This is a genomic window from Alteromonas sp. Cnat3-28, assembly GCF_022348265.1.
GTDB classification, from domain to species: Bacteria; Pseudomonadota; Gammaproteobacteria; order Enterobacterales; family Alteromonadaceae; genus Alteromonas; species Alteromonas macleodii.
Genome location: NZ_JAKREY010000001.1, coordinates 349,075 through 375,130 on the forward strand (window position 1 = coordinate 349,075; position 26,056 = coordinate 375,130).

The 26,056-nt window shown below is 45.5% G+C and carries 24 protein-coding genes; 19 read left to right on the forward strand and 5 right to left on the reverse strand.

The genetic code is table 11. The features are described from left to right. Positions 1–23: 23 nt before the first annotated feature. Positions 24–1,970: an ATP-dependent zinc metalloprotease FtsH gene (ftsH, locus tag MHM87_RS01560; RefSeq protein WP_014949365.1), complete on the reverse strand. Its 1,947-nt coding sequence runs from the start codon at positions 1,968–1,970 to the stop codon at positions 24–26. A gap of 101 nt (positions 1,971–2,071) precedes the next feature. Next, positions 2,072–2,701, reverse strand: coding sequence for a 23S rRNA (uridine(2552)-2'-O)-methyltransferase RlmE (gene rlmE, locus MHM87_RS01565; RefSeq protein ID WP_014949364.1), 630 nt, complete (start codon positions 2,699–2,701; stop codon positions 2,072–2,074). A gap of 95 nt (positions 2,702–2,796) precedes the next feature. Here rlmE and yhbY point away from each other — a divergent pair, with 95 nt between their 5' ends. Together yhbY and MHM87_RS01575 are read left to right on the forward strand one after the other, a co-directional pair. Next, complete coding sequence (yhbY, locus tag MHM87_RS01570; RefSeq protein WP_014949363.1) at positions 2,797–3,090, forward strand: ribosome assembly RNA-binding protein YhbY; 294 nt, start codon at positions 2,797–2,799, stop codon at positions 3,088–3,090. A gap of 114 nt (positions 3,091–3,204) precedes the next feature. Then, complete coding sequence (locus MHM87_RS01575) at positions 3,205–3,981, forward strand: 3-hydroxyacyl-CoA dehydrogenase (protein ID WP_239257583.1); 777 nt, start codon at positions 3,205–3,207, stop codon at positions 3,979–3,981. Positions 3,982–4,058: 77 nt separating this feature from the next. Here MHM87_RS01575 and MHM87_RS01580 read toward each other — a convergent pair whose 3' ends face one another. Then, positions 4,059–4,763: a hypothetical protein gene (locus tag MHM87_RS01580; RefSeq protein ID WP_239257584.1), complete on the reverse strand. Its 705-nt coding sequence runs from the start codon at positions 4,761–4,763 to the stop codon at positions 4,059–4,061. Positions 4,764–5,029: 266 nt separating this feature from the next. On the opposite strand from MHM87_RS01580, the gene MHM87_RS01585 reads away from it, so the two are divergent. Beyond that, positions 5,030–5,932: an RDD family protein gene (locus tag MHM87_RS01585; protein WP_239220441.1), complete on the forward strand. Its 903-nt coding sequence runs from the start codon at positions 5,030–5,032 to the stop codon at positions 5,930–5,932. A gap of 143 nt (positions 5,933–6,075) precedes the next feature. Here the strand turns inward: MHM87_RS01585 and MHM87_RS01590 are convergent, their stop codons facing one another. Further along, complete coding sequence (locus MHM87_RS01590; protein WP_239257585.1) at positions 6,076–8,472, reverse strand: ATP-binding protein; 2,397 nt, start codon at positions 8,470–8,472, stop codon at positions 6,076–6,078. 510 nt (positions 8,473–8,982) lie between these two features. On the opposite strand from MHM87_RS01590, the gene MHM87_RS01595 reads away from it, so the two are divergent. From MHM87_RS01595 to MHM87_RS01670, 16 genes are all read left to right on the forward strand, one after another. Next, the gene (locus tag MHM87_RS01595; RefSeq protein ID WP_239257586.1) at positions 8,983–9,600 is read left to right on the forward strand and encodes an SRPBCC domain-containing protein; all 618 of its coding nucleotides are present in this window, start codon (positions 8,983–8,985) and stop codon (positions 9,598–9,600) included. A gap of 311 nt (positions 9,601–9,911) precedes the next feature. Next, positions 9,912–12,515 carry a leucine--tRNA ligase gene (gene leuS / locus MHM87_RS01600; protein ID WP_239257587.1) on the forward strand — a complete coding sequence of 868 codons (2,604 nt, stop codon included), beginning with the start codon at positions 9,912–9,914 and terminating at the stop codon, positions 12,513–12,515. Between the two features lie 11 nt (positions 12,516–12,526). Then, on the forward strand, positions 12,527–13,063 hold the full coding sequence (gene lptE, locus MHM87_RS01605) for an LPS assembly lipoprotein LptE (protein WP_239257588.1): 537 nt from the start codon (positions 12,527–12,529) through the stop codon (positions 13,061–13,063). Between the two features lie 15 nt (positions 13,064–13,078). Then, the gene (holA, locus tag MHM87_RS01610) at positions 13,079–14,107 is read left to right on the forward strand and encodes a DNA polymerase III subunit delta (RefSeq protein ID WP_014949355.1); all 1,029 of its coding nucleotides are present in this window, start codon (positions 13,079–13,081) and stop codon (positions 14,105–14,107) included. Between the two features lie 13 nt (positions 14,108–14,120). Further along, the gene (gene nadD, locus MHM87_RS01615; RefSeq protein ID WP_239257589.1) at positions 14,121–14,822 is read left to right on the forward strand and encodes a nicotinate (nicotinamide) nucleotide adenylyltransferase; all 702 of its coding nucleotides are present in this window, start codon (positions 14,121–14,123) and stop codon (positions 14,820–14,822) included. A 17-nt stretch (positions 14,823–14,839) separates the two neighbouring features. Next, entirely contained in the window at positions 14,840–15,157 is a 318-nt protein-coding gene (gene rsfS, locus MHM87_RS01620) for a ribosome silencing factor (RefSeq protein ID WP_239257590.1), read from the forward strand. 116 nt (positions 15,158–15,273) lie between these two features. Then, positions 15,274–15,744: a 23S rRNA (pseudouridine(1915)-N(3))-methyltransferase RlmH gene (rlmH, locus tag MHM87_RS01625; protein ID WP_014949352.1), complete on the forward strand. Its 471-nt coding sequence runs from the start codon at positions 15,274–15,276 to the stop codon at positions 15,742–15,744. A 30-nt stretch (positions 15,745–15,774) separates the two neighbouring features. Then, positions 15,775–17,688, forward strand: coding sequence for a penicillin-binding protein 2 (mrdA, locus tag MHM87_RS01630; RefSeq protein WP_239257591.1), 1,914 nt, complete (start codon positions 15,775–15,777; stop codon positions 17,686–17,688). Further along, positions 17,688–18,803 carry a rod shape-determining protein RodA gene (rodA, locus tag MHM87_RS01635; protein ID WP_039232696.1) on the forward strand — a complete coding sequence of 372 codons (1,116 nt, stop codon included), beginning with the start codon at positions 17,688–17,690 and terminating at the stop codon, positions 18,801–18,803. The genes mrdA and rodA overlap by 1 nt, the downstream gene beginning before the upstream one ends. A 5-nt stretch (positions 18,804–18,808) precedes the next feature. After that, a complete protein-coding gene (locus MHM87_RS01640) occupies positions 18,809–19,831 on the forward strand; it encodes a septal ring lytic transglycosylase RlpA family protein (RefSeq protein ID WP_110288063.1) in 1,023 nt (340 codons plus the stop codon). A 318-nt stretch (positions 19,832–20,149) separates the two neighbouring features. Further along, entirely contained in the window at positions 20,150–21,334 is a 1,185-nt protein-coding gene (locus MHM87_RS01645; protein WP_014949348.1) for a D-alanyl-D-alanine carboxypeptidase family protein, read from the forward strand. A gap of 101 nt (positions 21,335–21,435) precedes the next feature. Further along, positions 21,436–21,699 carry a DUF493 family protein YbeD gene (gene ybeD, locus MHM87_RS01650; protein WP_014949347.1) on the forward strand — a complete coding sequence of 88 codons (264 nt, stop codon included), beginning with the start codon at positions 21,436–21,438 and terminating at the stop codon, positions 21,697–21,699. Then, complete coding sequence (lipB, locus tag MHM87_RS01655) at positions 21,700–22,371, forward strand: lipoyl(octanoyl) transferase LipB (protein ID WP_014949346.1); 672 nt, start codon at positions 21,700–21,702, stop codon at positions 22,369–22,371. It begins immediately after the preceding gene. Then, on the forward strand, positions 22,364–23,326 hold the full coding sequence (gene lipA / locus MHM87_RS01660; protein WP_014949345.1) for a lipoyl synthase: 963 nt from the start codon (positions 22,364–22,366) through the stop codon (positions 23,324–23,326). Before lipB ends, lipA begins: the two co-directional genes overlap by 8 nt. A 190-nt stretch (positions 23,327–23,516) precedes the next feature. Next, positions 23,517–24,524 (forward strand): asparaginase, encoded by a 1,008-nt coding sequence (gene ansA / locus MHM87_RS01665; protein WP_014976407.1) that lies wholly within the window; start codon positions 23,517–23,519, stop codon positions 24,522–24,524. Between the two features lie 40 nt (positions 24,525–24,564). After that, the gene (locus tag MHM87_RS01670) at positions 24,565–25,404 is read left to right on the forward strand and encodes a DUF2797 domain-containing protein (protein ID WP_014976406.1); all 840 of its coding nucleotides are present in this window, start codon (positions 24,565–24,567) and stop codon (positions 25,402–25,404) included. Between the two features lie 100 nt (positions 25,405–25,504). On the opposite strand, the gene MHM87_RS01675 is transcribed toward MHM87_RS01670, so the two are convergent. After that, a complete protein-coding gene (locus MHM87_RS01675) occupies positions 25,505–26,056 on the reverse strand; it encodes an NAD(P)H nitroreductase (RefSeq protein WP_014949342.1) in 552 nt (183 codons plus the stop codon).

Below are 26,056 nucleotides of genomic sequence, written 5' to 3' on the forward strand. Positions count from 1 at the left end.
CGTTTTTCAATGGATGTAGAAGGTTAGCTTGGAATATCGCCCGGCTTACCTACCGACGGTTTGTCTACACCGTCATTTTTGATTTCACCTTCGCGAACCGGTGCACCACCACTTGGCTTGTCGCCACCCGATGGCTTGCTGTCATCCCAGTCAGCAGGAGGACGAACGTCAGTACGGTTCATCAGATCATCAATTTGCTTAGCATCAATGGTTTCGTACTTCATCAGTGCGTCTTTCATTGAATGTAAAATATCGATGTTGTCTTCAAGGATCTTTTGAGCGCGCTCGTAGTTGCGGTCAATCAGTGACTTAATTTCCGCATCAATGGCACGTGCTGTGTCATCAGACATGTTTGTTGCCTTAGACATAGACTTGCCTAGGAACACTTCACCTTCGTCTTCAGCGTAAAGCATTGGGCCCATTTTGCTCGACAAGCCCCATTGGGTAACCATCTTACGTGCAATTTCAGTTGCGCGTTCGATGTCGTTAGATGCACCCGTGGTTACTTTGTCGTCACCATAAATAATGGCTTCAGCAATACGCCCACCAAACAAGCTAGAAATCATACTTTCTAAGTGCTGTTTAGAGTGGCTCACTCGGTCTTGCTCTGGTAAGTACATGGTCACACCCAGCGCTCGACCGCGTGGAATGATTGACACTTTGTATACCGGATCGTGCTCTGGCACTAAGCGACCTACGATAGCGTGACCCGCTTCGTGATACGCTGTCATTTCTTTTTCAGGCTCAGACATCACCATAGACTTACGCTCAGAGCCCATCATGATTTTGTCTTTCGCTTTCTCAAACTCTTCCATAGAAACAAGGCGCTTGTTGCCGCGAGCAGCAAACAATGCAGCTTCGTTTACTAGGTTAGCAAGGTCAGCACCTGAGAAACCAGGTGTACCGCGAGCAATAACTGACGGCTCTACGTTATCAGCCACTGGCACTTTGCGAATATGAACCTTAAGAATTTGTTCACGGCCGCGGATGTCAGGAAGACCAACCACTACTTGACGGTCAAAACGACCAGGACGAAGAAGCGCAGGGTCTAGTACGTCAGGACGGTTAGTTGCCGCAATAACGATAATACCTTCATGACCTTCAAAGCCGTCCATTTCAACAAGCATCTGGTTAAGGGTTTGCTCACGTTCGTCGTGACCACCACCTAGACCAGCACCACGTTGACGGCCTACCGCATCGATTTCATCGATGAAGATGATACAAGGCGCCGCTTTTTTCGCTTGCTCAAACATGTCACGTACACGAGATGCACCTACACCCACGAACATTTCAACGAAATCAGAACCAGAGATCGTAAAGAATGGTACTTTCGCTTCACCGGCAATGGCTTTTGCAAGCAACGTTTTACCTGTACCAGGAGGACCTACCATAAGTACGCCCTTCGGAATTTTACCACCAAGCTTTTGGAACTTAGACGGGTCGCGCAGGAAGTCTACCAATTCAGATACATCTTCTTTCGCTTCGTCACAGCCTGCTACGTCAGCAAATGTTGTCTTAATTTGGTCTTCACCAAGCAAGCGAGCTTTGCTTTTACCGAATGACATAGCGCCACGGCCGCCGCCACCCTGCATTTGACGCATGAAGAAAATCCATACACCAATAAGCAGTAACATGGGGAACCATGAGATGAAAATAGACGTCAGAAGAGACTGCTCTTCTGGTGGTTCACCGTACACTCTTACGTCGTTCTTAACCAAGTCAGATACTAACTTGTCATCGAAGTAAGGTACGAATGTTTGGAAAGTTTCGCCTGAACGCTTAGTACCTCGAATTTCGCCACTATTATTGATGCGAACTTCTCGAATATTTCCCTGTTCTGCTTCTCTCAAAAACGTTGTGTAGTCAGTTTGCGAACGAGACGATTCACTCGGTGAAAAGCTCTGGAAAACCGACATTAAAACAACGGCGATGACTAACCATAAGATTAAATTTTTTGCCATATCGCTCAATGCTACTAACCTCTATAAACCCGAATTGCTTGTATATTCAACAAGTTGTTTATTGAATAAACGACACAACTCGCAACGAAAACCGCTTATCTCAAAGCGTACTACACTTTATACCCACAAGCCACCAAATACACCTCTCGCGAACGTGATCTGGACGAGTCAGGCTTACGCGTCTTTATGGTTGTGAAAGATTGTTTAAGTGCGTTCATGAACTCAACAAACCCCTCACCTTGGAACACCTTTATGACAAACGAACCGCCCGGTTTTAACACTTGGTGACACATATCAAGCGCTAGTTCGCAAAGATACATGGAGCGAGACTGGTCAACCGACGCGTTACCTGCAAGGTTCGGTGCCATATCAGACAACACAATATCTACGGTGTTCCCACCGATTCTGTTCAATAGTGCGTCGAGAACAGCGTCCTCTCTGAAATCACCTTGTAAAAAGTCTACGCCCACGATTGGGTCCATGGGCAAAATATCGCACGCGATAACTTGACCATTGTCGCCAACGAGCTGTGCGGCTAGCTGTGACCAGCCCCCCGGTGCAGCACCAAGGTCTACAAGTGTCATTCCTGGTTTAATAAGCTTATCTTTTTTCTGAATTTCTTCCAGTTTATAGATAGCTCGCGAGCGCCAACCTTCCTTATTTGCTTTTTGCACATAATGGTCGTTAACGTGTTCTTGTAGCCAGCGTTTACTGCTGGCGGAGTGTTTCTTTTTTGTCATTCCAATACAATGTCATTAGGATTGTAGAGAAGATGGCGTTAGAATACGTTATTTCAAGCATAAACTAACAGATTAATTGTAAGAAATATTACTTCATGAAACTTTCAAATAAACAGAAACAATTCCTAAAAGGCCTTGCACACCCTTTAAAACCTGTTGTGCAGCTAGGTGGGAACGGCCTGACAGAAGGTGTGGTTGCCGAAATTGACAACGCCCTTAGCCATCACGAATTAATTAAAGTTAAGGTGCCAACAGACGATCGCGAAGAAAAAGCGCTAATCATGGATGCCATTGTTCGTGAAACAAACTCAGTTAAGCTACAGGTAATCGGCCACACGCTAATTATCTACCGTCAAAGCGAAGACTGTAAAATTCAGTTGCCAAAATAGCTGCAAAATAACCGAATATAAGGTGCCGATCCCCGTCGGCACCGTAGTTTTTCTTCTTACTTCCCGTTAACATCACTTTAATAATAGTGAAAAACTAGGGTTTAAGGGAAATCTATGACGCTAAATAATCTTACTGCCATTGTTACTGGCGGTTGTTCCGGACTTGGTCACGCCACTGCTATCGCACTTCGAGATGCAGGTGCTAACGTCAGCCTTTTCGACTTAAATGAAGAGCTTGGCGCACAGCGCGTAAAAGAATTAGGCAAAAACAACACACTTTTCACCAAAGTCGATGTACGCGATGAAACTTCTGTTCAAGCAGCTATAGACGCGACAACCGAAAGGTTTGGCGCCATTTCTTTAGTGGTTAACTGTGCAGGCATCGCACCAGCTAAGCGACTGCTCGACAAAGAAGGCAATCCGGCGCCGTTGGGTGACTTCCAGAAAACTATCGATATTAACTTAGTAGGAAGCTTTAATGTTTCTCGCTTAGTTGCAGCGACGATGGCAAAGCAATCGCCAATTAGCGAGGAAGGCGAACGCGGTCTTATCGTAAACACTGCTTCAGTTGCTGGCTACGAAGGTCAAATAGGGCAAACCGCTTATGCTGCGAGTAAAGGTGGTATTATCGGCCTAACTCTTCCAATGGCTCGAGACTTAGCCACGTTGGGTATTCGTGTTAACACCATTGCGCCGGGTGTAATGGGCACGCCAATGCTACTTGCTATGCCAGAAAAGGTGCAAGACGCCCTTTCTGCTAACGTTCAGTTTCCTAAGCGCCTTGGGCTACCTGAAGAATTTGCTAAGTTGGTTATCCATATGGCGAACAATAGCTACCTAAATGGTGAGACAATCCGCTTAGATGGCGGGCTGCGCATGCCTCCAAAGTAGTGAATAAGTACATTAATAATTTAATCAAAAAAACCGCCTTTCGGCGGTTTTTTTAAAGCGTTATCTATCAGTAATAGTTAACTTTTCATTTTGATTAGCGTATCAGCTTCTACGGTGAAACGATTAAAGAAATCGTCTTCTAGTTCGCCAGTGATGCGTACGCGCTCGCCTTTCATTAGCGTTAGGTAACCATCCGCATCCACAGGTGCGTCCTCTAACTCATCAAGCTCTACCGTGACGGTGGTATCGCCCACGTCAATTTGTAACGCTTCTTTGCCAATTGATTTAACGGTACCTACAAGCACCATTTCTTCATCGTCAAACTCAATGTTACTTGCTGTACTTAAATAAAGGTCTGCCGAAGCCTGATTAACCGACTCAGCTAAGTAAACAGTATCCATACCATCAACAATCACACTCTGAGCAACTAACCTTTCGCTCGAAAACATGCCATCATCAAGACGCGCCGTTACCATGACTTCTTCGCCTTTCATTTTTGCATAGGCATTACTGTCAAGGTCGGTGTCTCTTAACTCAACAAAAATGTTCCCGTCGCCGTAATCTAACGTGAAGAATTTTGAATCTACAGCAGACACCTCACCGGTCAACGTAATCCACGTATCACCAGACTCAGATGTTCTGGACTCAGGTTGCACTGACGCTGAAGCTGCTTGCATTTGCGCAGTTTTCATCTCGTCAACGTTAGCTTGTGCCATTGCAGATGAGCCCATCATAGCGAATGAAACCAGTGTTGCTGTAATCGTTCGTTTTGAGTTAAACATCGTAACCTCCTTAAAGGCATCATTGTTATCCATTCGATAATCTCTGATGCAAACCCAATGCCGCGCATATAAATCAATAACTTAAGTGAAACACACTTAAATTATCTATTTGCTAAAAAGAAAAATATTCCGACTATTGAAGAGATTACAATGTATCTTGCATGCGTATTTGTGAGGTGCTTACCCTTCAGATAAAAGAGTTAAAATAATACGCCTTACTGTGTAAAGTAGTGTTATGGAATTAGGTTAAGCACAGTGGACGGCAAATGTCTCACCCTCATCAACATATTGATACGCCACCTATTAGTAGTGATGTCGAAAATAATACTGCAGATAAATTAGAAACCGTTGAAACAAAGGATATAGTCACGCCCTATGCGTTTGGCGTGGCTAGCTCGCTGTTGGGCAAGCGTCTGGCTACACCTTTTCAACGAGGGTTGGCTCAGTGTATTGACCTACTATTTGTCGCCATTTTGAGCTCACTGGATGCACTGTTTTTGGCGATTATTGCTACAGTGACGTTTTATAAAGCTAGCCGCAACGTAGCCAATCAAAGCCATAAAAAAACTACGCGTTCATTTCTTCGAATAGGTGGAGCGTTCATGCTCTTTTGGACAGTGTTGCTTACGTTAGATGCTGCCAATGAGGCTAATTACTTTCGTGACGATGCAACTGTCAGCAACGTGATCGACTCGCCTAATCGCCCAAGTGAGAAAAATGGTGCGAATGATGATATTGGAGTAAATGAGCAAGCTCAAAATAAAGGTGTGCATGAAAATGGCCTACAGGAAGCTGAAGGTATTGAAAGTGACCTAGCAGATTTCGATGACGCAACTTCAGAGCCCTCAGCAAACACATACAGCATTGTCGCGTGGTTCAAAGGGTTAATTACTGAGCTTGGCTTAGGCTTTGGTTGGGCCGCGCTTTATTACAGCGTGTTTACCGCTTGGTTTAACGGAAAAACTCCAGGTAAACGACTGCTAAATATACAAGTACTCAAACTCGATGGTTCTGGACTGTCGCTATGGGAGAGCTTTGGTCGTTATGGCGGTTATGGTGCGGGTTTAGCAACTGGCTTGTTGGGATTTGTGCAAATTTACTGGGATCCTAACCGACAAGCTATCCAAGATAAAATTTCAGAGACTCTGGTCATCAGCACCCGCGATTAGCGCGCTCTGGTACTTGCGTTTAGCATTGAATGGCTGTGTGCACGTTCTACTGAAAAAGCGCATCTTTATTAGCGCATCAACCAAGATTAATGCAAAAATCAAGAAGCGCGTCTCGACACTGCAAGTACGCGCTTCGTTTTTATCTATTCGCCATCGCCACCATTAACAATAAGCGCAATATTGTATAGACGGTTTACGGCATGGTAGTTGATTGAATTTTTGGGGTAACGACCCTTGCTGCTTATTTTACCCGCTTCCTGTTCCATCAAAATAGATAGCGCATCATCAACAGTCTCTACAGTGTAAATATGGAACAGCCCTTTTTTCACTGCGTCGATAACGGTGGCGTCTAATACCAAATTAATCGCATTTGATTTAGGAATAATCACGCCCTGCGTACCGGTAAGGCCGCGGTGTTGACACAAGTCGAAAAAGCCTTCTATCTTTTCGTTCACACCGCCAACCGCTTGCACTTCACCATACTGGTTTATGGAACCCGTGATAGCCAAGGTTTGTAAGCAAGGGATTTCAGTCAACGCAGAGATAAGCGCAACCAGTTCACCAAGGGATGCACTATCGCCATCAATATGTCCGTATGACTGCTCTAGCGCTATATTTGCCGATAGGGTTAACGGGAAATGCTGGGCATACTTGTTGCCCAAGTAGCCGTTTAGCAACATAACGCCCTTTGAGTGAATAGGCTGTCCAAGCTCTACCTCACGCTCAATATCAACAACACCGCTTGCCCCAGCAAACACAGTAGACGTAATGCGTGCAGGCGTACCAAATGCGGTGTCACCAATATCCAATACTGTTAATCCATTTACTTTGCCTACCGCTTTTCCTTCAGTGGCAATAAGTACGTGCCCTTCTTTAATATCGTTTAATAGTGTTTGACTGACGCGGCCGGTGCGACGCTTCTTGGCACTTAATGCTGTTTTTAAATGATCAAATTCTAGCGTGTCAGCATTAGATTTCTGACAGAAATAATAGGCTTCGTTAACTAGCTCGATAACTTCAGCAAAGTGCGCAGATAGCTTTTCCTTGTGTTCAGCCATTCTTAACGAGTACTCAACTAGCCTGCACATCGCGTTAGCGGTAATGCCTTTAAGTCCTAACTGGATAAGGTGCGCACGTACTTTGCCCACGAAATCAAAAAGCGCCTGTCTGGTGACGGGAATTTCCAAATCAAAATCCACCAACACTCTAAACAGTTCATCAAACTCGTCATCGTAATCTTGCAGCGTGTAGTATAAATCACGCGAGCCTAACAGAACGATTTTCACATTTAAGTCGATGGGCTGTGGATTGAGCGTAATGTTGTTCACCATACCCACATCTTGCTGGGGTAAGTCCATGCGCAAGCGCTGCGACTTGATGGCAAGCTTAAGGGTATCCCACACGAAAGGTTGTTCAATAAGTTGGTCGACATCCAACAACAAATAACCGCCATTTGCACGATGGAGCGCACCGGGCTGAATCATGCGATAGTTGGTAAACACGCTGCCGTGAATGTTGGTGTACTCTATTTTGCCAAACAAATTTTGATAAGTAGGGTTCGGCTCATAAATAACAGGGGCTGCGTCATCGAGTTTATTCGACACCAAAACGTTAGGAAGAAATTGCTCTTCTAAAAATATCTTCTTGTCGAAGTCATCACTCTTCTCTTCTTTCTGCTCTTCACTATGAATGACTAAGATAGCGTTGACCAATGCAGTTTTAAGCTGCTTGAGGTACTTCATTACCCCTAGCTCAGACGCGTATTTGTGCTCAAGCACTTTTAGCAGCGGCTTAATCCCCTGCTCTGCGGTCTTTTTGTCAAGCTCACGCAGACGCTCAGAGTTTTCGCGTTTCCACGTAGGCAGGCTTAACAGGCCTTCGCTTAACCTATTTTCTAGTTCGTCAATAAGAGTATAAAACCCTTCCCGTTGTGCGTCAGTTAATGACGCAAACTCTGTGTCACTTATTGGCTTGCCGTTAACGATAGGTGAAAACGTAATAGAGCCACCCTCTTCGTACAGCGCAACATCATTCGCTTGTGCGTAACGCTCTACCGCATCGATAGCCGCATCGTACTTTTGCTCGAACTCTCTGGAAATTGACGCGCAACGGCGCTGATATCCCGGGTTATCAAAGGCAATGGGCAGTGAGTCTAAGACATCGTCAATAAGCGCAGCCATGTCCTTGTGGAATGCTTTTCCACCACCGGGAGGAAATTTTAGCGCAACAGGTTCGCGCTCTTCGTCAAAATTGTTGATATAACAACAATCATCAGGCGCCGGTAGCTGGGCAACTTGGCGTTCAATGTAATCCTTCACTAGAGTGAAGCGCCCCGTAGCGGGCTCACCCATCACATAAAGATTATAGCCTTTGGTGTTAATACCTAACCCAAACGTAAGTGCTTCACGCGCACGCTCTTGCCCAATGAAGGTCGCATTTAGCGCTTCATCATCTTTTAAGGCACTGTTTATCGCTCGGCGATTTATGGTAGGTGAAAGCGCGTCTACATCTAACGCATATAATTTACTGTCTACAGACATGTCTGTTCTATCTTTGTTTCTTTACTTAAGTGAAACCCTAATTAACATTAGTGTCAAACGCTTATCCTGAATAAGGCAGCTTTGCATCGCTAATTGCACAACAAACAACCACCTTCATGATTTTAGAGAGGAATTGACAAGCACTACGAGCTTTTTGCGGCCTTCATTAGAACTGATACCTTGAGGCACAAGGTGTAGCGTTTAATTAAGCCGAAAAGGAGTTAAATACGAAAGAACTTACTTCAATTTAACTGCTGCATTTATTTCTGCCACATAATTTGGATCGGAGCATTAAAATCACAGCGTTAAGAAAAGCGCGCCAAGGTCAGAGCCGTAAGGACAATGTGGTCAAGACAAAGCTCTGAAGAGTCCTGTAACAGCAAGGCTTTAAAGTAGGTAGCAACGCAAGCTGCTTTCAATTACCTTAGAAAACACAAAACCGAAATTCGTTTTGGCGACGAGACCAGGTTTCGCGCGCAATAACCAATGAACAAAAACAGGGTAATAACAATGACAAAAAAATTGAATTCTCGCTCACCCCTTCTGCTCACCTCCTCTTTCCTTGCTACCTTTCTGGGTACGGCATTTTCTTCAATGAGTATCGCTAACGTAAACTATGCAGATAACTCAGGGTTTTCTATTACCAATGAGAGTGAAAGCTATGCGCCAGTTGAAGTCGTGTACTCTCATTTTATTCAACATGTGGATATGTGGTGGCCGAAAGAACACACATGGTGGAAAGGTGCTTTGCGCATAGATGAGCAGGCTGGTGGCTGTTTCTGTGAAACGACAGACACGGTGAGTGCAGCACACATGCAGGTAAGCTATGTTGAACCGAACAAAAAAGTGGTGATGACAGGTGGCTTAGGCCCGCTTCAAGCGATGGGTATGTCAGGTGCACTGACATGGGAATTCAGCACAATAGCATCGAGCACTTCATCGGATGCAAACACACAAGAAGGTCGCATACCGAAAACTAAAGTCACCCTTACCTACCACGCCTCAGGCAATATTCATTTTAATGGCCAAAAAGCATCTAACGAAGACGCCGCCAATTTAGTTCGAGTAGTAGACAAAGTGCAGGCGCAACAACTAAATGCGCTAACCGCGTTTAGTGACAATAATTAGATGTGACACCGGGGCCTGTTTATCGACAAGATAAGATGGCGCCAAGAGAAAGTAAGATGAGCAAATGGGGCGAGTTCCGGTGTTCAATCGACGTAAACTGTGTCATTAATGCTCACTTTTCAAGCAAGCAACAATAAATATTGCCAAGTTCGGTGTTAAGCTATTGAGGCATGGCTTAGCGCTGGGTTATTCTATTGGGCTATATGTATGTTAAGTGGGTGAATCCCACGCGCGGTTAGTTGGCGTTGCTACAAACTCGCCTTATGCCGCCCCATAAACGTTTTAACTTTTAATGCGGAAGCCTAAGTTTCATGGCCGATAATCAGTACAATCCGAAAGACATTGAACAACGCGTTCAGCAATACTGGGAAGAAAACCAATCGTTTAAAGCAAATGACGACGTAGAAAAAGAAAAGTTCTACTGCCTGTCTATGTTCCCATACCCTAGTGGCCGACTTCACATGGGCCACGTGCGCAACTACACCATTGGTGACGTGATCAGCCGTTTCCAGCGCATGCAGGGTAAAAATGTATTGCAGCCTATGGGTTGGGATGCTTTTGGTCTTCCGGCTGAAAACGCAGCAATTAACAACAACACTGCACCTGCGAAATGGACATACTCAAATATTGATTACATGAAAAACCAACTTCGCTCGTTGGGTTTCGGTTACGACTGGGATCGCGAAGTAACCACATGTAAATCAGATTACTATCGCTGGGAACAGTGGTTCTTCACACGCCTTTACGAAAAAGGTCTTGTTTACAAGAAAAACTCTACTGTCAACTGGGACCCTGTAGACCAAACTGTTTTGGCTAACGAGCAGGTAATCGACGGTCGCGGATGGCGCTCTGGTGCGCTGGTTGAGCAAAAAGAGATCCCTCAGTGGTTTATTAAAATTACTGACTACGCCGAAGAACTTTTACAAGACTTAGAACAGCTTGAAGAATGGCCAGACCAAGTACGCGCAATGCAGGCAAACTGGATTGGCCGCTCTGAAGGTGTTGAAATTACCTTCGATTTAGCGTCAGCGGTTAACGACATTGCCGATTTGACGGTATATACCACGCGTCCAGATACCTTCTACGGCGTTACTTACGTCGCAGTGGCTGCGCAGCACCCTCTTGCCGAATTCGCAGCAAAATCGAACCCAGATTTAGCGGCCTTTATCGACGAATGTAAAAACACCAAAGTTGCTGAAGCTGAATTAGCAACCATGGAGAAGAAAGGTTTCGCCACGGGTTTTGAGGTTGTTCACCCACTAACCGGTGAAAGGCTTCCAATTTGGGTCGCTAACTTCGTGTTGATGGACTACGGTTCAGGCGCGGTAATGGCTGTTCCTGGCCACGACCAGCGCGATTGGGAATTTGCGACTAAATACAACCTACCTATTCAACAAGTCATTGCGCCAAACGCAGGTGATGAAGATAAGTGCGACCTTACCGCCTCTGCATTTACTGAAAAAGGTAGCTTGATCAATTCAGCTAAGTTCGACGGTCTTGAGTTCGATGCCGCATTTAATGGTATTGCTGATGAACTTGAAAGCAAAGGCTGTGGAAAGCGCAAAGTAAATTACCGTCTTCGTGACTGGGGCGTAAGCCGTCAGCGCTACTGGGGCGCACCTATTCCAATGCTAAATTTGGAAAACGGTGAATCTGTTCCGGTTCCTGCTGACCAACTACCGGTTGTTTTGCCTGAAGACGTAGAAATGAATGGCGTAACCTCGCCAATTAAAGCTGACCCTGAGTGGGCAAAAACCACATACAATGGCGAAGCCGCGTTACGTGAAACGGATACCTTCGACACCTTTATGGAGTCATCGTGGTACTACGCGCGCTATGCCTGTGCTACTAACAACGACGCCATGCTTGATCCAACATCAGCTAACTATTGGTTACCAGTAGATCAGTACATTGGTGGTATTGAGCACGCTATCTTGCACTTACTTTACTCGCGTTTCTTCCACAAATTATTACGCGATGAAGGCTTGGTAAACTCTGATGAGCCGTTTAAGCGTTTGCTGTGTCAAGGTATGGTATTAGCCGACTCTTACTATCGTGAAGACGCGTCGGGTAAGAAAACCTGGTTCTCGCCTACCGAAGTAAGCACTGAAAAAGACGATAAAGGCCGTATTGTTAAAGCATGGCTAACCGCTGACGGTGAAGAAGTTATTCACGGCGGTATGACAAAAATGTCTAAGTCGAAGAATAACGGTATCGACCCGCAAGAAGTTATTGACCAATACGGTGCCGATACAGTGCGTTTGTTTACCATGTTTGCTGCGCCACCGGAGCAAACCCTTGAATGGGTAGATTCTGGTGTTGAAGGAGCAAACCGCTTCTTACGTCGTATCTGGAAATTAGTGACCGAACACGTTGAAAAAGGCGCGCCAGAAGCGATTGATGTTAAGGCACTGTCGAAAGACCAACAGGCTCTTCGCCGTGAAGTACATAAGACCATTGAAAAGGTGTCTGATGACCTAGGCCGTCGTCAAACCTTTAACACTGCGGTTGCAGCGGTGATGGAATTGTTAAACCACCTTCAAAAAGCACCACAAGAAAACGCGCAGGACATCGCAATTATGCGCGAAGCCTGTGAATCTATCTTGTTGCTTCTAAACCCTATTACGCCGCACATCGCTCACGAGCTTTGGAAAGTGTTGGGTCACAGTGAAGATATCGATTTAGCGTCATGGCCACAGGCTGATAAAGCCGCATTGGTTGAAGACGAGAAGCTTATCATTGTTCAGGTTAACGGTAAGGTGCGCGCTAAGATGACAATTGCTGCTGATGCTAGCAAAGAGAGCATTGAAGCATCTGCGAAAGAACAGCCTAACGTTCAGCAATTCATCGAAGGTAAAACCATTCGTAAAGTGATTGTTGTGCCTGGCAAGCTTGTAAACATTGTAGCTAACTAGGTCAGGTACTGATGAAAAAGCACTTACAATTCGCAGTCGCTGTGTTGGGAACCGTATTGGTTACTGGCTGTGGCTTTCATTTACGAAGTAGCCCTAGCCTACCCGACGACATAAACACCGTTGCTATTGAAAGTGCACGAGCACACGCGCCGTTGGCGCGTGCGCTTGATAAACGCTTAAACGTTTACGGTTTATCCAGTGTTAGCGTAGATAAAACATCGCGCTCTAACCAAAACATAAACATCTATTTGCTTCCAGAAAAATTAGAACGTCAGCTGCTGTCGGTTTACCCTTCGGGTCAAGTTGCTGAATATGAACTGATATATGTTGTGCGTTACCGCGTGCAGTTTCCCGGTAAGGAAGCGGTAATGGTGCAATTTGAAGTAGTACGTGACTATCAAGACGACCCTGACCAAGTGTTAGCAAAGTCTCGCGAACTTGAATTGATGCTAAGTGAAATGCGCGATGAAGCCGCTGATATCATGATCAGACGCCTTTCCAGTCAGGCAGCCGCTGCACCAAATGCATCAACTTCCGTTAGTCAGTAAACATCAGAATTTTTCATGCAGATTTATCCAAACCAATTTAGCCAAGATATCACCAAGGCACTTCGCCCGTGCTATCTGGTGTTTGGAGATGAACCCCAGCAGAAGTTTGATGTCATTGAGCAAATACGCGCTAAAGCAAAAGCCAATGGCTTTGAAGAGCGTACAGTACTTGTTGCTGAAACGGGCTTTAACTGGAATCAGTTGATTGAAGCCACGCAAAGCATGTCGCTTTTCTCAAGCCAACAGTTTATTGAACTAGAGCTACCTACGGGAAAACCGGGCACTGAAGGCAGTAAAATGCTGCAAGAAGTCGCGGCATCATTAAACCCCGATATTTTGTTGCTGGTTCACGGCCCCAAAATTGGCAAAGACGTGCAGCGCGGCAAATGGTTTAAAGTGCTTGATGATTTGGGCGCGTCGGTATTGTGTTACCCGTTGGAAGGCAAGCAGCTCAATGCATGGCTAAACCAGCAGTTAAATGCCCACCAACTCTCCGTATCAGCGTCGGGTGCTAAGATGATTGCTGATTTCTGCGAAGGCAACATGCTTGCTGCTAAGCAAGAAATTGATAAGCTCGCCCTACTCTATCCACACCAGTCTATTTCAGACGAACAAATTGAAAAGGCGATGGTTGACCAGTCGCGTTTTAACGTGTTTCAACTAGTTGACGTTATGCTTAGCGGCGACAGTACCCGCTGCATAAAAATGCTATACCGATTAGAGAGCGAGGGTCTGGAGCCTAACATCATTATTTGGGCGCTGATTCGAGAGTGGGAGCAGTTATGGAAACTAAAACTAGCTCAGCAAAGCGGTGCCCCCATTCAGTGGCAAAAATTCGGTATTTGGCGTAATAGACAAGGCTTTTATCAAAGTGCATTGAATCGTCTGAGCGTCGCGCAGCTAGAAGACATCCAAAAAGCGTTGACTCAGTCAGATCATGCATTCAAACAAAATGTCATTGCCCGCCCTTACGTTGAAATGTGTCACCTGTGCATGATGTTCATGGGTATGGACCTTCGCGAAATTCCTTTGTTACAGGCATAATGGGCAATTCTAAGTGAGTCTTTCCGGCGCTTCTCGAGCAAACCCAACGGTGAAAGCCATTCTTGGTGGTACTTTTAATCCGCCGCATAAAGGCCATATTGGTGCGGCACTAAAAGCGGCAGATGAAATTGGGGTAAACCACGTTCATCTCATGCCTTGTAAATTAGCTCCGCATAAGTCAGTAGGTGTGTCAGAAAGCCATCGGGTAAAAATGATTGAACTTTGCGCCCAAAACAATGACAGACTTATTCCAGAGTTAATTGAACTGGCGCTTCCGTCACCCTCTTATACAGTTAAAACACTGCGTGCACTTAAAGAGAAAAGCGATGACACAATCTGTTTTTTCATTGGCGCAGATTCACTGTATAATCTGAACAAATGGTACGAGTGGGAACACCTGCTCGATTATTGTCACTTAGTGGTTATGCGCAGAGACGATGATAAATTTTCGCCTCCTCCCGCAATACAAGCTTGGTTAGATTGTCATGTGGCTAACGATAAAAATGTTATTCACGCAAAGCCTGCAGGCCATGTAGTGTTAACCAACACACCGCTTTTTAGTGTTTCATCTACTGAAATTCGTGACGTACTAGCAAGTGCTGCCACGTCCGAGAAATCGGGTACGCCAAACAGTTCAAATGCTGACCTATCTAACTTGTGGTTAGAAGAAAGCGTTTTAGATTACATAAACGAACATCAGTTATATAAAAGTTAAGTAAGTGAGGAAAACTCTTGGAGAGTCAACAGCTCAAACAGTTTGTTAAAGACAAAATTGACGATATGAAAGGCCGTGATGTTATTGAACTAGACGTTCGCGGCAAATCAAGTATTACAGATACCATGATCATTTGTTCAGGTAACTCAAAGCGCCACGTTTCATCTATTGCAGAAAATGTCATGGTAGAAGCGAAGAAAGCGGGCCACACACCTGGAAGCGTGGAAGGTAAGGAAACCGGCGAATGGGTTCTGGTTGATTTTGGTGATGTTATTTTGCACGTTATGCAAGATGAAACCCGTGATTTCTACCAGCTAGAGAAACTGTGGTCGTAGTGGCGTAAACGCCTGCTATAAACATGCAGTAACACGGTCAATAAAGGCCATACTCAAATGCGTATGGCCTTTATTGTATAAGTGAAATACTAATTCCTGCGGTAAGGGTAAAAGAAGTGCGTATACAAATCGTCGCGGTCGGAACAAAAATGCCAAGCTGGGTAAGTACAGGCGTGGATGAGTTTATTCGTCGTTTCCCTAGCGACATGCCAGTGTCCTTTACTGAAATACCCGCCGGAAAGCGAGGCAAAAACGCGGATATTAAGCGCATTTTGGAAAAAGAAGGCGAGCAAATGCTAGCCGCTATTCCCAAAGGAAATCGCATTGTTACGTTAGAAGTAACGGGTAAACCCTGGGACACTCCCACGCTTGCTAAACAACTCGACAATTGGAAAATGGACGGCCGCGACGTAAGTCTGCTTATTGGTGGTCCAGAAGGGCTAGCACCAGAATGTATTGCTGCGTCGGAACAAAAGTGGTCCTTATCAGCCCTAACCCTACCCCATCCACTTGTTAGGATCATTCTTACAGAAAGCTTATACCGCGCGTGGTCGGTGACGCAAAATCACCCTTATCACCGTGAGTAATTGGTCGCTTTATTAATGCAAAGGAAGTCAATGCAACGAAAACGTCAAGCAATACGGGACCACTCCGCTGAAGCGAACTTGTTCGCGCGCCGAGCGACCATTGCTTTTATTATTGTTGTGGCCATGTTGGGCATTGTACTTAACAACCTCTATTCTTTGCAGGTCACCCAGTTTGAAGATTATCAAACCCGGTCTAACGGTAACCGAATTAAAGTGCTGCCCGTAGCGCCTAACCGCGGTCTCATTTATGACCGTAACGGCGTGCTTTTAGCCGAGAACCGTCCGGTTTTCAGTTTGGAAGTTATTCCAGAGCAAGTGGATGATATTGAACAAACCCTTGCAGATCTGACCGAATTAATGAGCATCACCAGCGATGAAATTGATCGCTTTCAATCTACGCTAAAAGGAACGCGGAGATTTAAACCCGTTGCGCTTCGCACTCAGCTAAGTGAAGAAGAAGTTGCTCTGTTCTCTGCCAGCAAACACAAGTTTCCAGGTGTTCAAATTGAAGCGCGTTTAGCTCGTCATTACCCTTATAAAGAAACGCTTACCCATGCACTGGGTTATGTTGCACGCATTAACAAGCGAGACTTACAAAAACTCGTTGAAGCAGGCCAAGAAGATAATTATGCCGCAACCCACGATATCGGTAAGCTAGGCATAGAAAAATACCACGAAGAGCTGCTTCATGGAAAAGTGGGTTATCAGCAGGTCGAAGTAAACAACCAAGGCCGAATTATTCGTGTACTTAGTGTTGAGCCACCAACACCAGGCAAAGACATCGTACTTAACTTAGATTTAGAGCTTCAGTTAGAGGCTCAGCGAATAATAGAAGGCATGCGCGGCGCTGTTGTGGTCACCGATGTTAAAACAGGTGGCGTACTGGCACTTTACTCTAACCCTAGTTACGACCCCAATTTATTCGTGCACGGTATCAGCAGCAAGAATTACTCTGCGCTACTGAATTCGCCAGACCGCCCGCTAATTAACAGGGCGACACAAGGACAATACCCTCCCGCTTCTACCATTAAACCGCACCTTGGTTTTGTTGGACTAGAAGAAGGCATTATCACCAAAGACTACACCATTAACGATACAGGTCGCTATCAATTGCCAAATGTGTCGCACGTGTGGCGCGATTGGCGTCGATGGGGACATGGAAAAGTTAACGTATCAAAAGCAATAGAAGTGTCGTGCGATACTTATTATTACGAGCTAGCGTATAAATTGGGTATCGATAAAATCAGTGAATCTATGTACGAATTCGGATTCGGAGATTTCACGGGTATCGATCTTTACGAAGAGTCAGATGCCAACATGCCTAGCCGAGGCTGGAAACGCGCTCGCTTTAATCAACCTTGGTATATTGGTGACACCATCCCCGTTGGTATAGGACAGAGCTATTGGACCACCACGCCGGTACAGTTAAATACATCGGTCAACACGCTGATCAATGCTGGGGAACGCTATATTCCACAAATCATTCGCGGTTATATGAACACCGATAGTTCTGTCGACCTTATCCCGCTTAAGTCGCTGCGGCCTATAGAAATTAAGAACCGTAACAATTTAGATGTGGTGTTAAACGCCATGCGCGATGTTGTGAGTGGCGAAGAAGGCGGCGCGCGTCATGCATTTGCAGATACCCCTTACGACTCTGCGGGTAAGACAGGAACAGCACAGTTATTTACCGTTGGTCAGAATGAAAAATATGACGCTACTAAAATTGATGAGCGTCTTCGAGACAATGCCATGTATGTTGGCTTTGCACCGTTCAATGATCCAGAGATATCGGTAACCGTGGTCCTTGAAAACGTAGGCGGTGGTAGTAAGAACGCAGCCCCCGTCGCCCGTCAAATCATGGATTTCTATTTCAGAGACCGTGTTTTTGAAACTGCCGAAGCTGACTCGGCAAACAGTGATAATGAATTAGGGACGAACTAGTGAAGAGAACCACCATAAACCCTAATAAAATAAGTTTTCTTCAGCGCATTCATATCGATGGCTGGCTGTTAGTCGGGCTACTCGTGCTAAGTTGTGTTGGGCTATTTACTCTGTACTCGGCGTCAGGTCAGGATATGGAGCAAATGGAGCGCCAGTTTATCAGGCTGGGGTTTAGCTTTATCGTTATGTTCGGATTAGCCCAAGCCCCTTTGGGCGTGTTTAGGTTTTTCTCTACCTATGCCTATGGTGCAGGTCTGCTCATGCTAATTGCCGTATTATTATTTGGTGATATGGGCAAAGGCGCACAGCGCTGGCTAGATCTGGGCTTTATCCGTTTTCAGCCCTCTGAACTGATGAAGCTTGCCGTGCCTATGATGGTTGCATGGTATATCAGTAAATTCACTATGCCGCCACGCACGACCCACATTATCGTTGGATTTGGTTTGGTGGTCGTGCCCACCATTCTCATTGCAAAGCAGCCTGATTTAGGGACCTCGTTACTCATCGCCAGTTCAGGTATCTTTGCCATATTCCTGGCAGGTATGAGCTGGCGGCTTATTTCAGTAGTGGGCGGCCTCATTGGCGCGTTTGCGCCTGTGATGTGGTTCTTTTTAATGAAGGATTATCAAAAGCAGCGGGTTCTTACTTTTTTGAACCCGGAAAGCGATCCACTAGGTTCTGGCTACCACATAATCCAATCTAAAATTGCCATTGGTTCTGGTGGTGTAGACGGCAAAGGCTGGCTGCAAGGCACGCAATCACAACTCGAGTTTTTACCCGAACGTCACACCGATTTTATCTTTTCAGTATTCAGCGAAGAGTTTGGTCTTACCGGTGTAATGTGTTTAATGGCAATATACATTTTTATAATTATGCGCGGCCTTATAATTTCTAGCCGGGCACAAGACGCCTATGCAAAATTGCTTGGTGGCAGTATTACCCTTACCTTTTTTGTTTATGTATTTGTAAACATGGGCATGGTGTCCGGATTACTTCCCGTGGTGGGTGTTCCCCTTCCTCTGGTGAGCTTTGGAGGAACATCTATGGTGACTTTAATGGCAGGTTTTGGCATTCTTATGGCCATTGCCACTCAGAAACGTTTAATGTCTAGATAACTTGTATGTTGCAGCGCCTTTTTTCGGTACTTGATTTTGTAAAAGCGGGTTTAGTTAATGCGGGTCTTGTTAACCAGAATCTGGCAAACGGGCAGTTCTTTCGCTATGGCTCAGCTGTTTTTATAGTTTTGGCATTAGTGGGATGCCAAAGTGCACCTACACAATCTGGTCGCTATACCCAAAAGCAAGACTCAGCGCCTAAGCACGTAGCCAAGAAACCAGAAACACTTGATGCTGTACCAAAATACGAAGCCTACCGCATGTTTAACAGCAGGCCTTACAAGGTACTGGGCAAGCACTACACGCCAATGGATAGTGGCAAAGGCTATGAAGAGGTCGGCTATGCCAGTTGGTATGGTCAGAAGTTTCACGGTCACTTAACCTCAAATGGCGAAACTTACAATATGTTTGCCATGAGCGCGGCTCACAAAACATTGCCACTGCCCTCTTACGTGCGTGTTACTAACTTGGAAAATAACAAACAAGCGATCGTCCGCGTTAACGACCGCGGCCCTTTTCACGATGATAGAATTATCGATTTGTCGTATGCAGCCGCAGTAAAACTAGGCTACCACAGCAAAGGCACAGCGCGAGTCAAACTTGAAGTTATCCACTTTGACGAACAAAACAATGTGACGGTGGGAAACAGTCCAACCGTTACTTACGATGAATACTTGGGTATTGCGGTAGTACCCGCACCGGCCTTGGCAGCAACTTCACCCACCCCGCCATTAGCCCCCTCTTCGAACACCGCGGATACCAACACAAGCAGCAGTGAGAAAAGTAGCAACGCGGTAAGTGATGCGATTTATATTCAAGTTGCTGCGCTTTCAAACGCCGAGAAAGCAAAATCTATCTCTAACGTGCTATCGGCGTTATATCAAATTCCCGCTCACCTGCCAGTAGCAGATAACATTTATAAACTACAGTTAGGCCCTATCCACGATGAAGCAGTCGTCGCGGAGGTTCTTGAACAATTAAAGCAAAATGGCTATCCCAACGCTTACGCGATTACGCAGACCATGTAGTTGGTTGGGTTGTCGCACGCTCATAAAAACAACGACATTGTGGCAGCATTGTGTCATTCAGCAGGCAATATCACGGTTTCTTCGCCTAATACCTACAATCGCGTAAACTTTTTTGATAAAACCTAGTCTTATAAGCAGCCTTTCGTTAAGATCTCTCGTCACCTCAGATAATAAGTAGGTGAAACAACAGAATTCGGTTACGAACTGGACAAAAGCTAAAATTGGGTAGCCATGTTTTGCGGTCATCGTTTCGCGGTCATCGCAACAATAGGGTAAGCTTTAACTCACACGGATAAAACGGTCAAAGAAATTAGAACCATGCTCAGAATAATTCAACGCGCTAAACCGTCATTACTTTCATTTGCCTTTTTGGTGATAGGCACTTTACTACACACAGCAAATGCTGCCGTAGTCACTCCGCCTGCTCCTTCAGTTGCCGCAGAAGGTTTTCTTCTAACCGACTTTGAAACGGGTCATGTGATTGCATCTAAAAATGCGGACATGCAGCTTGCTCCTGCGAGCTTAACGAAAATAATGACTATTTATGTTATTGGCAAAGAATTACAGGCCGGTAACATCAGCTTAGACGACGAAGTGACTATCTCGGAAAACGCATGGGCGAAGAAATTCCCTGACTCGTCAAAAATGTTTATTGAAGTAGGTACACAAGTTTCAGTACGTGACTTACTACGTGGCATTGTTGTGCAGTCAGGTAACGACGCCTGTGTTGCTATGGCAGAACACGTAGCAGGTTCAGAATCTGCTTTTGCCAGCATGATGAATGCACACACGGCATCACTTGGCATGAGTGGTTCTCACTGGGTTAATGCTCACGGTCTTCACGACCCTGACCACTACACTACCCCTCGTGACATGGCGATTCTGTCTCGCGCGCTTATCGCAGAAACGCCAGAAATGTACAAGATTTATAGCGAGAAGGAATTCACCTACAACGGCATTAAGCAATACAACCGCAATAGCCTGTTGTGGGACAAAAGCTTAAACGTTGATGGCATTAAAACTGGCCACACGTCTGATGCGGGCTACAGCCTAATCACTTCTGCAGAGCAAGGCGGTATGCGTCTAATCTCTGTAGTTATGGGGACTGATAGCGAACGTGCACGTAAAGTTGAAAACAAAAAGCTACTTAAGTATGGCTTCCGTTTTTACGAGACACTTACGCCATACCAAGCTGGTCATAGTTTCGTTGCTCACCGCATCTATATGGGTGATAGAGAGACAGTAGACCTTGGAATTAATCAATCTACCCCCATTACTATTCCACGCGGTCAGGCGGCTAATTTAGAAGCTAACTTCGAACTTGATGACAAGCTTGAAGCACCACTTGCAAAAGGTCAGGTTGTTGGAAAACTTTATCTACAACTAGACGGTGAAGATGTGGCTAGTTATCCCCTAGTTACCCTTCAAGAAGTAAAAGAAGGCAGCTTCTTTAATCGCATGAAAGACTACATTATGCTTCAGCTAGGATTTGACGACGAGTAAACACCTTTACTGAATACGTTAAAAAGCTAGTTGTGAAGCGGCCAGATTTGTTACAATCTGGCCGTTTTTTTATATGATATTTTAAGTACCAAGGATATCGCATGGATACCCGTTTCGACGAATTACTAGATTTTCCAACAAACCAAACGTTTAAAGTCATGGGCGTTGCTCATGAAGACCTACCTCAACAGGTAGTGAGCTGCCTTCAGCAACACGCGCCAGGTGATTACTCGCCTAACGTAAAACCAAGTAGTAAAGGTACTTACCACTCGGTGTCTATCAGTGTGCGTGTAACCAGTAAAGAGCACATGGAAACCATTTACACTGAACTTGCCAAATTAGAGCTGGTTAGGGTTGTACTTTAAGTGAATGAGCAGTCGATAGCGTCTGACGCAAACGGCGTTATAGTGCGCCAGTTAGGGCGTCAGCCGTATGAGCCTATCTTCGAAGCAATGAAACGCTTCACCGATGAGCGAGACCAAAACACCCAAGATGAAATTTGGCTTGTTGAACACGATGCAGTCTTTACGCAAGGACAAGCAGGCAAAGCTGAACACATACTTATGCCTGGTGATATTCCTGTTGTTCAGGTTGACCGAGGCGGCCAGGTGACCTATCACGGTCCAGGCCAACAAGTAATTTATCTGATGCTAAACATAAAGCGCAGAAAGCTAGGTGTTCGCCATTTAGTCACTGCTATGGAAGAAGCGGTGGTCGGACTACTTGGAAAATACGGCGTAACCGCGTATCCAAAGCCCGATGCGCCTGGCGTATACGTCGATGAGAAGAAAGTTTGTTCATTAGGTTTAAGAATACGTAATGGCTGCTCGTTTCATGGCTTAGCTTTAAATGTTAATATGGACTTATCACCGTTTCAGCGTATTAATCCTTGCGGTTATGCCGGTATGGAAATGATCGATACCGCGCGCCTCAATGGTCCAACTACGCTTGAGACCGCTGGTAATGAATTAACGCATTTGTTGCTAGAAGCGCTTTCCATTGCACAGCCAACATACAAAGAAGGTTTTGATGAGTAATGCACGACCTCAAGCGGGGATAAAACTCCGTGATGATGAAAAAGTAAAACACATTCCCGTCACTATTATTCCTACTGAAAAGGAAGAAATGCTGCGCAAGCCGGAGTGGATTAAAATCAAGCTTCCTCGTACTACCGAGAAAATTGATCACATCAAACAGACACTTCGCAAAAACAACCTTCACTCCGTGTGTGAAGAAGCCAGTTGTCCTAACCTTGCCGAGTGTTTCAACCACGGTACAGCCACCTTCATGATTCTTGGTGATATTTGTACCCGTCGTTGTCCTTTCTGTGACGTAGCCCACGGTAAGCCACTGCCTCCGAGCGCAGAAGAGCCAGAGAAGCTGGCTAAAACCATTGCAGAAATGAATTTGCGCTATGTGGTTATTACTTCTGTTGACCGCGATGACCTTCGCGACGGTGGCGCTCAGCATTTCGTAGATTGTATTAACGCCATTCGCGAACACAGTCCAACAACGACAATCGAAGTATTAGTACCCGATTTTCGTGGACGTATGGATCGTGCACTTGAGATTTTCAAAAACGGCGTGCCTGATGTGTTCAACCACAACTTAGAGACGATCCCGCGTTTATACCGTGAATGTCGCCCTGGCGCGAATTACCAATGGTCGTTGGATTTGCTTAAGAAGTTTAAAGCGCAACACCCTGACGTGATGACCAAATCTGGTCTGATGATGGGTATGGGCGAAGAGAACGAAGAAATTCAAGGCGTACTTGATGATCTGCGCGCTCACAATGTGGACATGCTTACGCTGGGTCAATACCTTCAGCCAAGCCGTCACCACTACCCGGTTAAGCGCTACGTACACCCTAAGGAATTCGACGCCCTTGGTGACTACGCAAAAGAAATTGGCTTTACCCATGCGGCATGTGGTCCTATGGTTCGCTCGAGCTACCATGCAGACCAACAAGCAGCGGGTAAAGAAGTTAAGTAGTACCGAACTCCAGCATAGGGCTCAGCCTAACGTTGCTAAAAAGTTGATACAGAATAAAAGCGGTGATCTTCACCGCTTTTTTGTGCCTTCGTATTTCAGGGTGACAAACCCGTGGGTATTGTTAGAATGCCCGTCAAATTACGCTATCCCCTTTTGAAAAGTATTCCCAAATTAAGGGTAAGGTCATTTCATGCGCAAACATATATATATTGCCTATACAGGTGGAACTATTGGTATGAAGCCGTCTAAGCAAGGCTACGTACCCGCTGCAGGCTTCTTGTCAGACACACTGAAAAAGATGCCGGAGTTTCACCGTTCTGAAATGCCCCTTTTTACCCTGCATGAATACGATAACCTTATTGATTCATCAGACATGGATCCGTCTGACTGGCAGCGTATTGCCGATGATATCGCCGACAACTACGACAAGTACGATGGCTTCATTATTTTGCACGGTACAGACACCATGGCATACACCGCCTCGGCGTTGAGTTTCATGCTTGAGGATTTGTCAAAACCTGTCATTGTTACCGGTTCTCAAATTCCACTGGCAGAGCTTCGCTCAGATGGTCAAGTCAACCTTCTAAACGCGTTATACGTTGCCGCGAACTTCCCCATTGCCGAAGTCGGACTGTTCTTCAACAACAGACTACTTCGTGGCAACCGCAGCCGCAAAGTAGATGCAGATGGATTCAGTGCCTTTGACTCCCCTAACTTTCCTCCACTGTTAGAAGCTGGCATTAACATTCGTCTGAAAGCCGGTGAATTAGCGAAGACACCAAATAACACCTTAACGGTATCGAACGTCAAAGCCCAACCGATCGGCATGGTTAGTTTGTATCCAGGTATTGCGCCGGAGGTCATTAAAAACACGCTGCAGCAACCGGTGAATGCACTGATTTTACTGAGTTATGGTGTGGGCAATGCACCTCAGAACCCTGAACTTATTGCACAGTTAAAATACGCAAAAGCCAGAGAAATTCCTGTTTTGAATTGTACCCAGTGTATGCGCGGTCGCGTAAACATGGGTGGCTATGCCACCGGCCATGGCCTACAAGAAGTAGGAGTTTTATCGGGTAGCGATATGACGCCAGAGGCTGCCCTCGCGAAACTGCACTACTTATTAAGTAAAGGGCTTCCTTTTGAGGAAATAAGCCATCTATTAACGCAAAACTTGCGCGGCGAATTAAGCGACTAACAGCGTTACAAAAAAAGTTTTAAGAAAAAGGTTTCAACAAGTGACAACAACATATTCGGGTATGCTTAAAAAAATGCGTACCTCCGCCGATGAAAACAATACCGTGCACTACTCGCTTCCAATTGGTGATGAGTTGGTAGATATCAATTCTCTTATCGGCAAGGAAGTAACGGTAACCTACTCTGGTGAGATCAACTGTGTTCACTGCAACCGCAAAACCAAAAAAAGCTTCAACCAAGGATACTGCTACCCGTGTTTGATATCGCTGGCACAATGCGATAGCTGCATTATTAAGCCAGAAAAGTGCCATTACCACGAAGGGACGTGCAGAGAACCTCAGTGGGGTGAAGAACATTGCTTTAGTGAGCATTTTGTTTATTTGGCTAACACAGGTACGGTAAAAGTGGGCATCACTCGTCAAGTCACCGAAGGCGTGTCTACCCGTTGGATGGATCAAGGTGCCACGCAGGCTACCGTAATGCTGCGAGTTCCTGACAGGCTTACCAGTGGTTTGGTTGAAACGTTATGCAAAGATCACATTGCAGATAAAACCAATTGGCGAACAATGTTAAAGGGCAAACCTGACGAGGTTGATTTAGAACAGGTCAAAACCGAATTAATGGGTAAAATTGAAAGTGAGCTAGAAGCGCTGAAGCAAGAAAAAGGGCTTCAAGCAGTATCAGAAGTGACTACGCCTATCCATGATATTCATTACCCTGTTGAAGATTATCCGGTAAAGATAAAATCTTTAAACTTAGATAAGACACCGTCATTTACTGGTGTGTTGCAAGGTATCAAAGGGCAATACTGGATGCTAGATGGCGATCGCGTTATTAATATCAGGAAGTTCGCTGGTTATAACGTAGACCTATCTTTCTAAGTTAAATGTTAGGGTCTTATTTTAGCTTACTTATAAAAATAAGACCCTTCTTACCCGCCGCTAGCTATCTAATGCGGCAGTTTATTCGAATAGGTATCAACTACTGCCAGAATTCAAAGTAGTCGTTACTATTTCTTTGCGGTTTAGGTGCAGGCTCAAACGCTGGTGTTCCTAAATATAAGAAACCTACCAGCTCGTCTTCTTCACTTAAGCCTAATCCGTTTCTTACCGTCTCACAGTGTGCGTAGCCACCGGTGCGCCACATGCCGTTAAACCCTTGTGCTACTGCTGCCATTTGCATCGCCATAACGCCACAGCTTGCCGACGCTATCTGCTCAACACGCGGTACCTTTTCATGTTCCACATGCTTTGCGATGGCTACGATAACCATAGGAGCGCGGTGAGGAAGCTGCACGGCACGTTCAATTTCTTTCTGCGACTTTTCATTTTCAATAGCGGATTGCTCATAGAGTGCACCTAGCTTATCAAGCCCTTTTCCTGTGCACACGATAAAACGCCACGGAGTAAGACAAGCATGGTCTGGGGCACGTAGTGCAGCCTGCATAATATTCTCTAAGGCATCTCCACTAGGTGCTGGCGCTTCCAATCGAGGCTGAGAACTTCTGTTGAGTAACAATGTTAATGCGTCCAT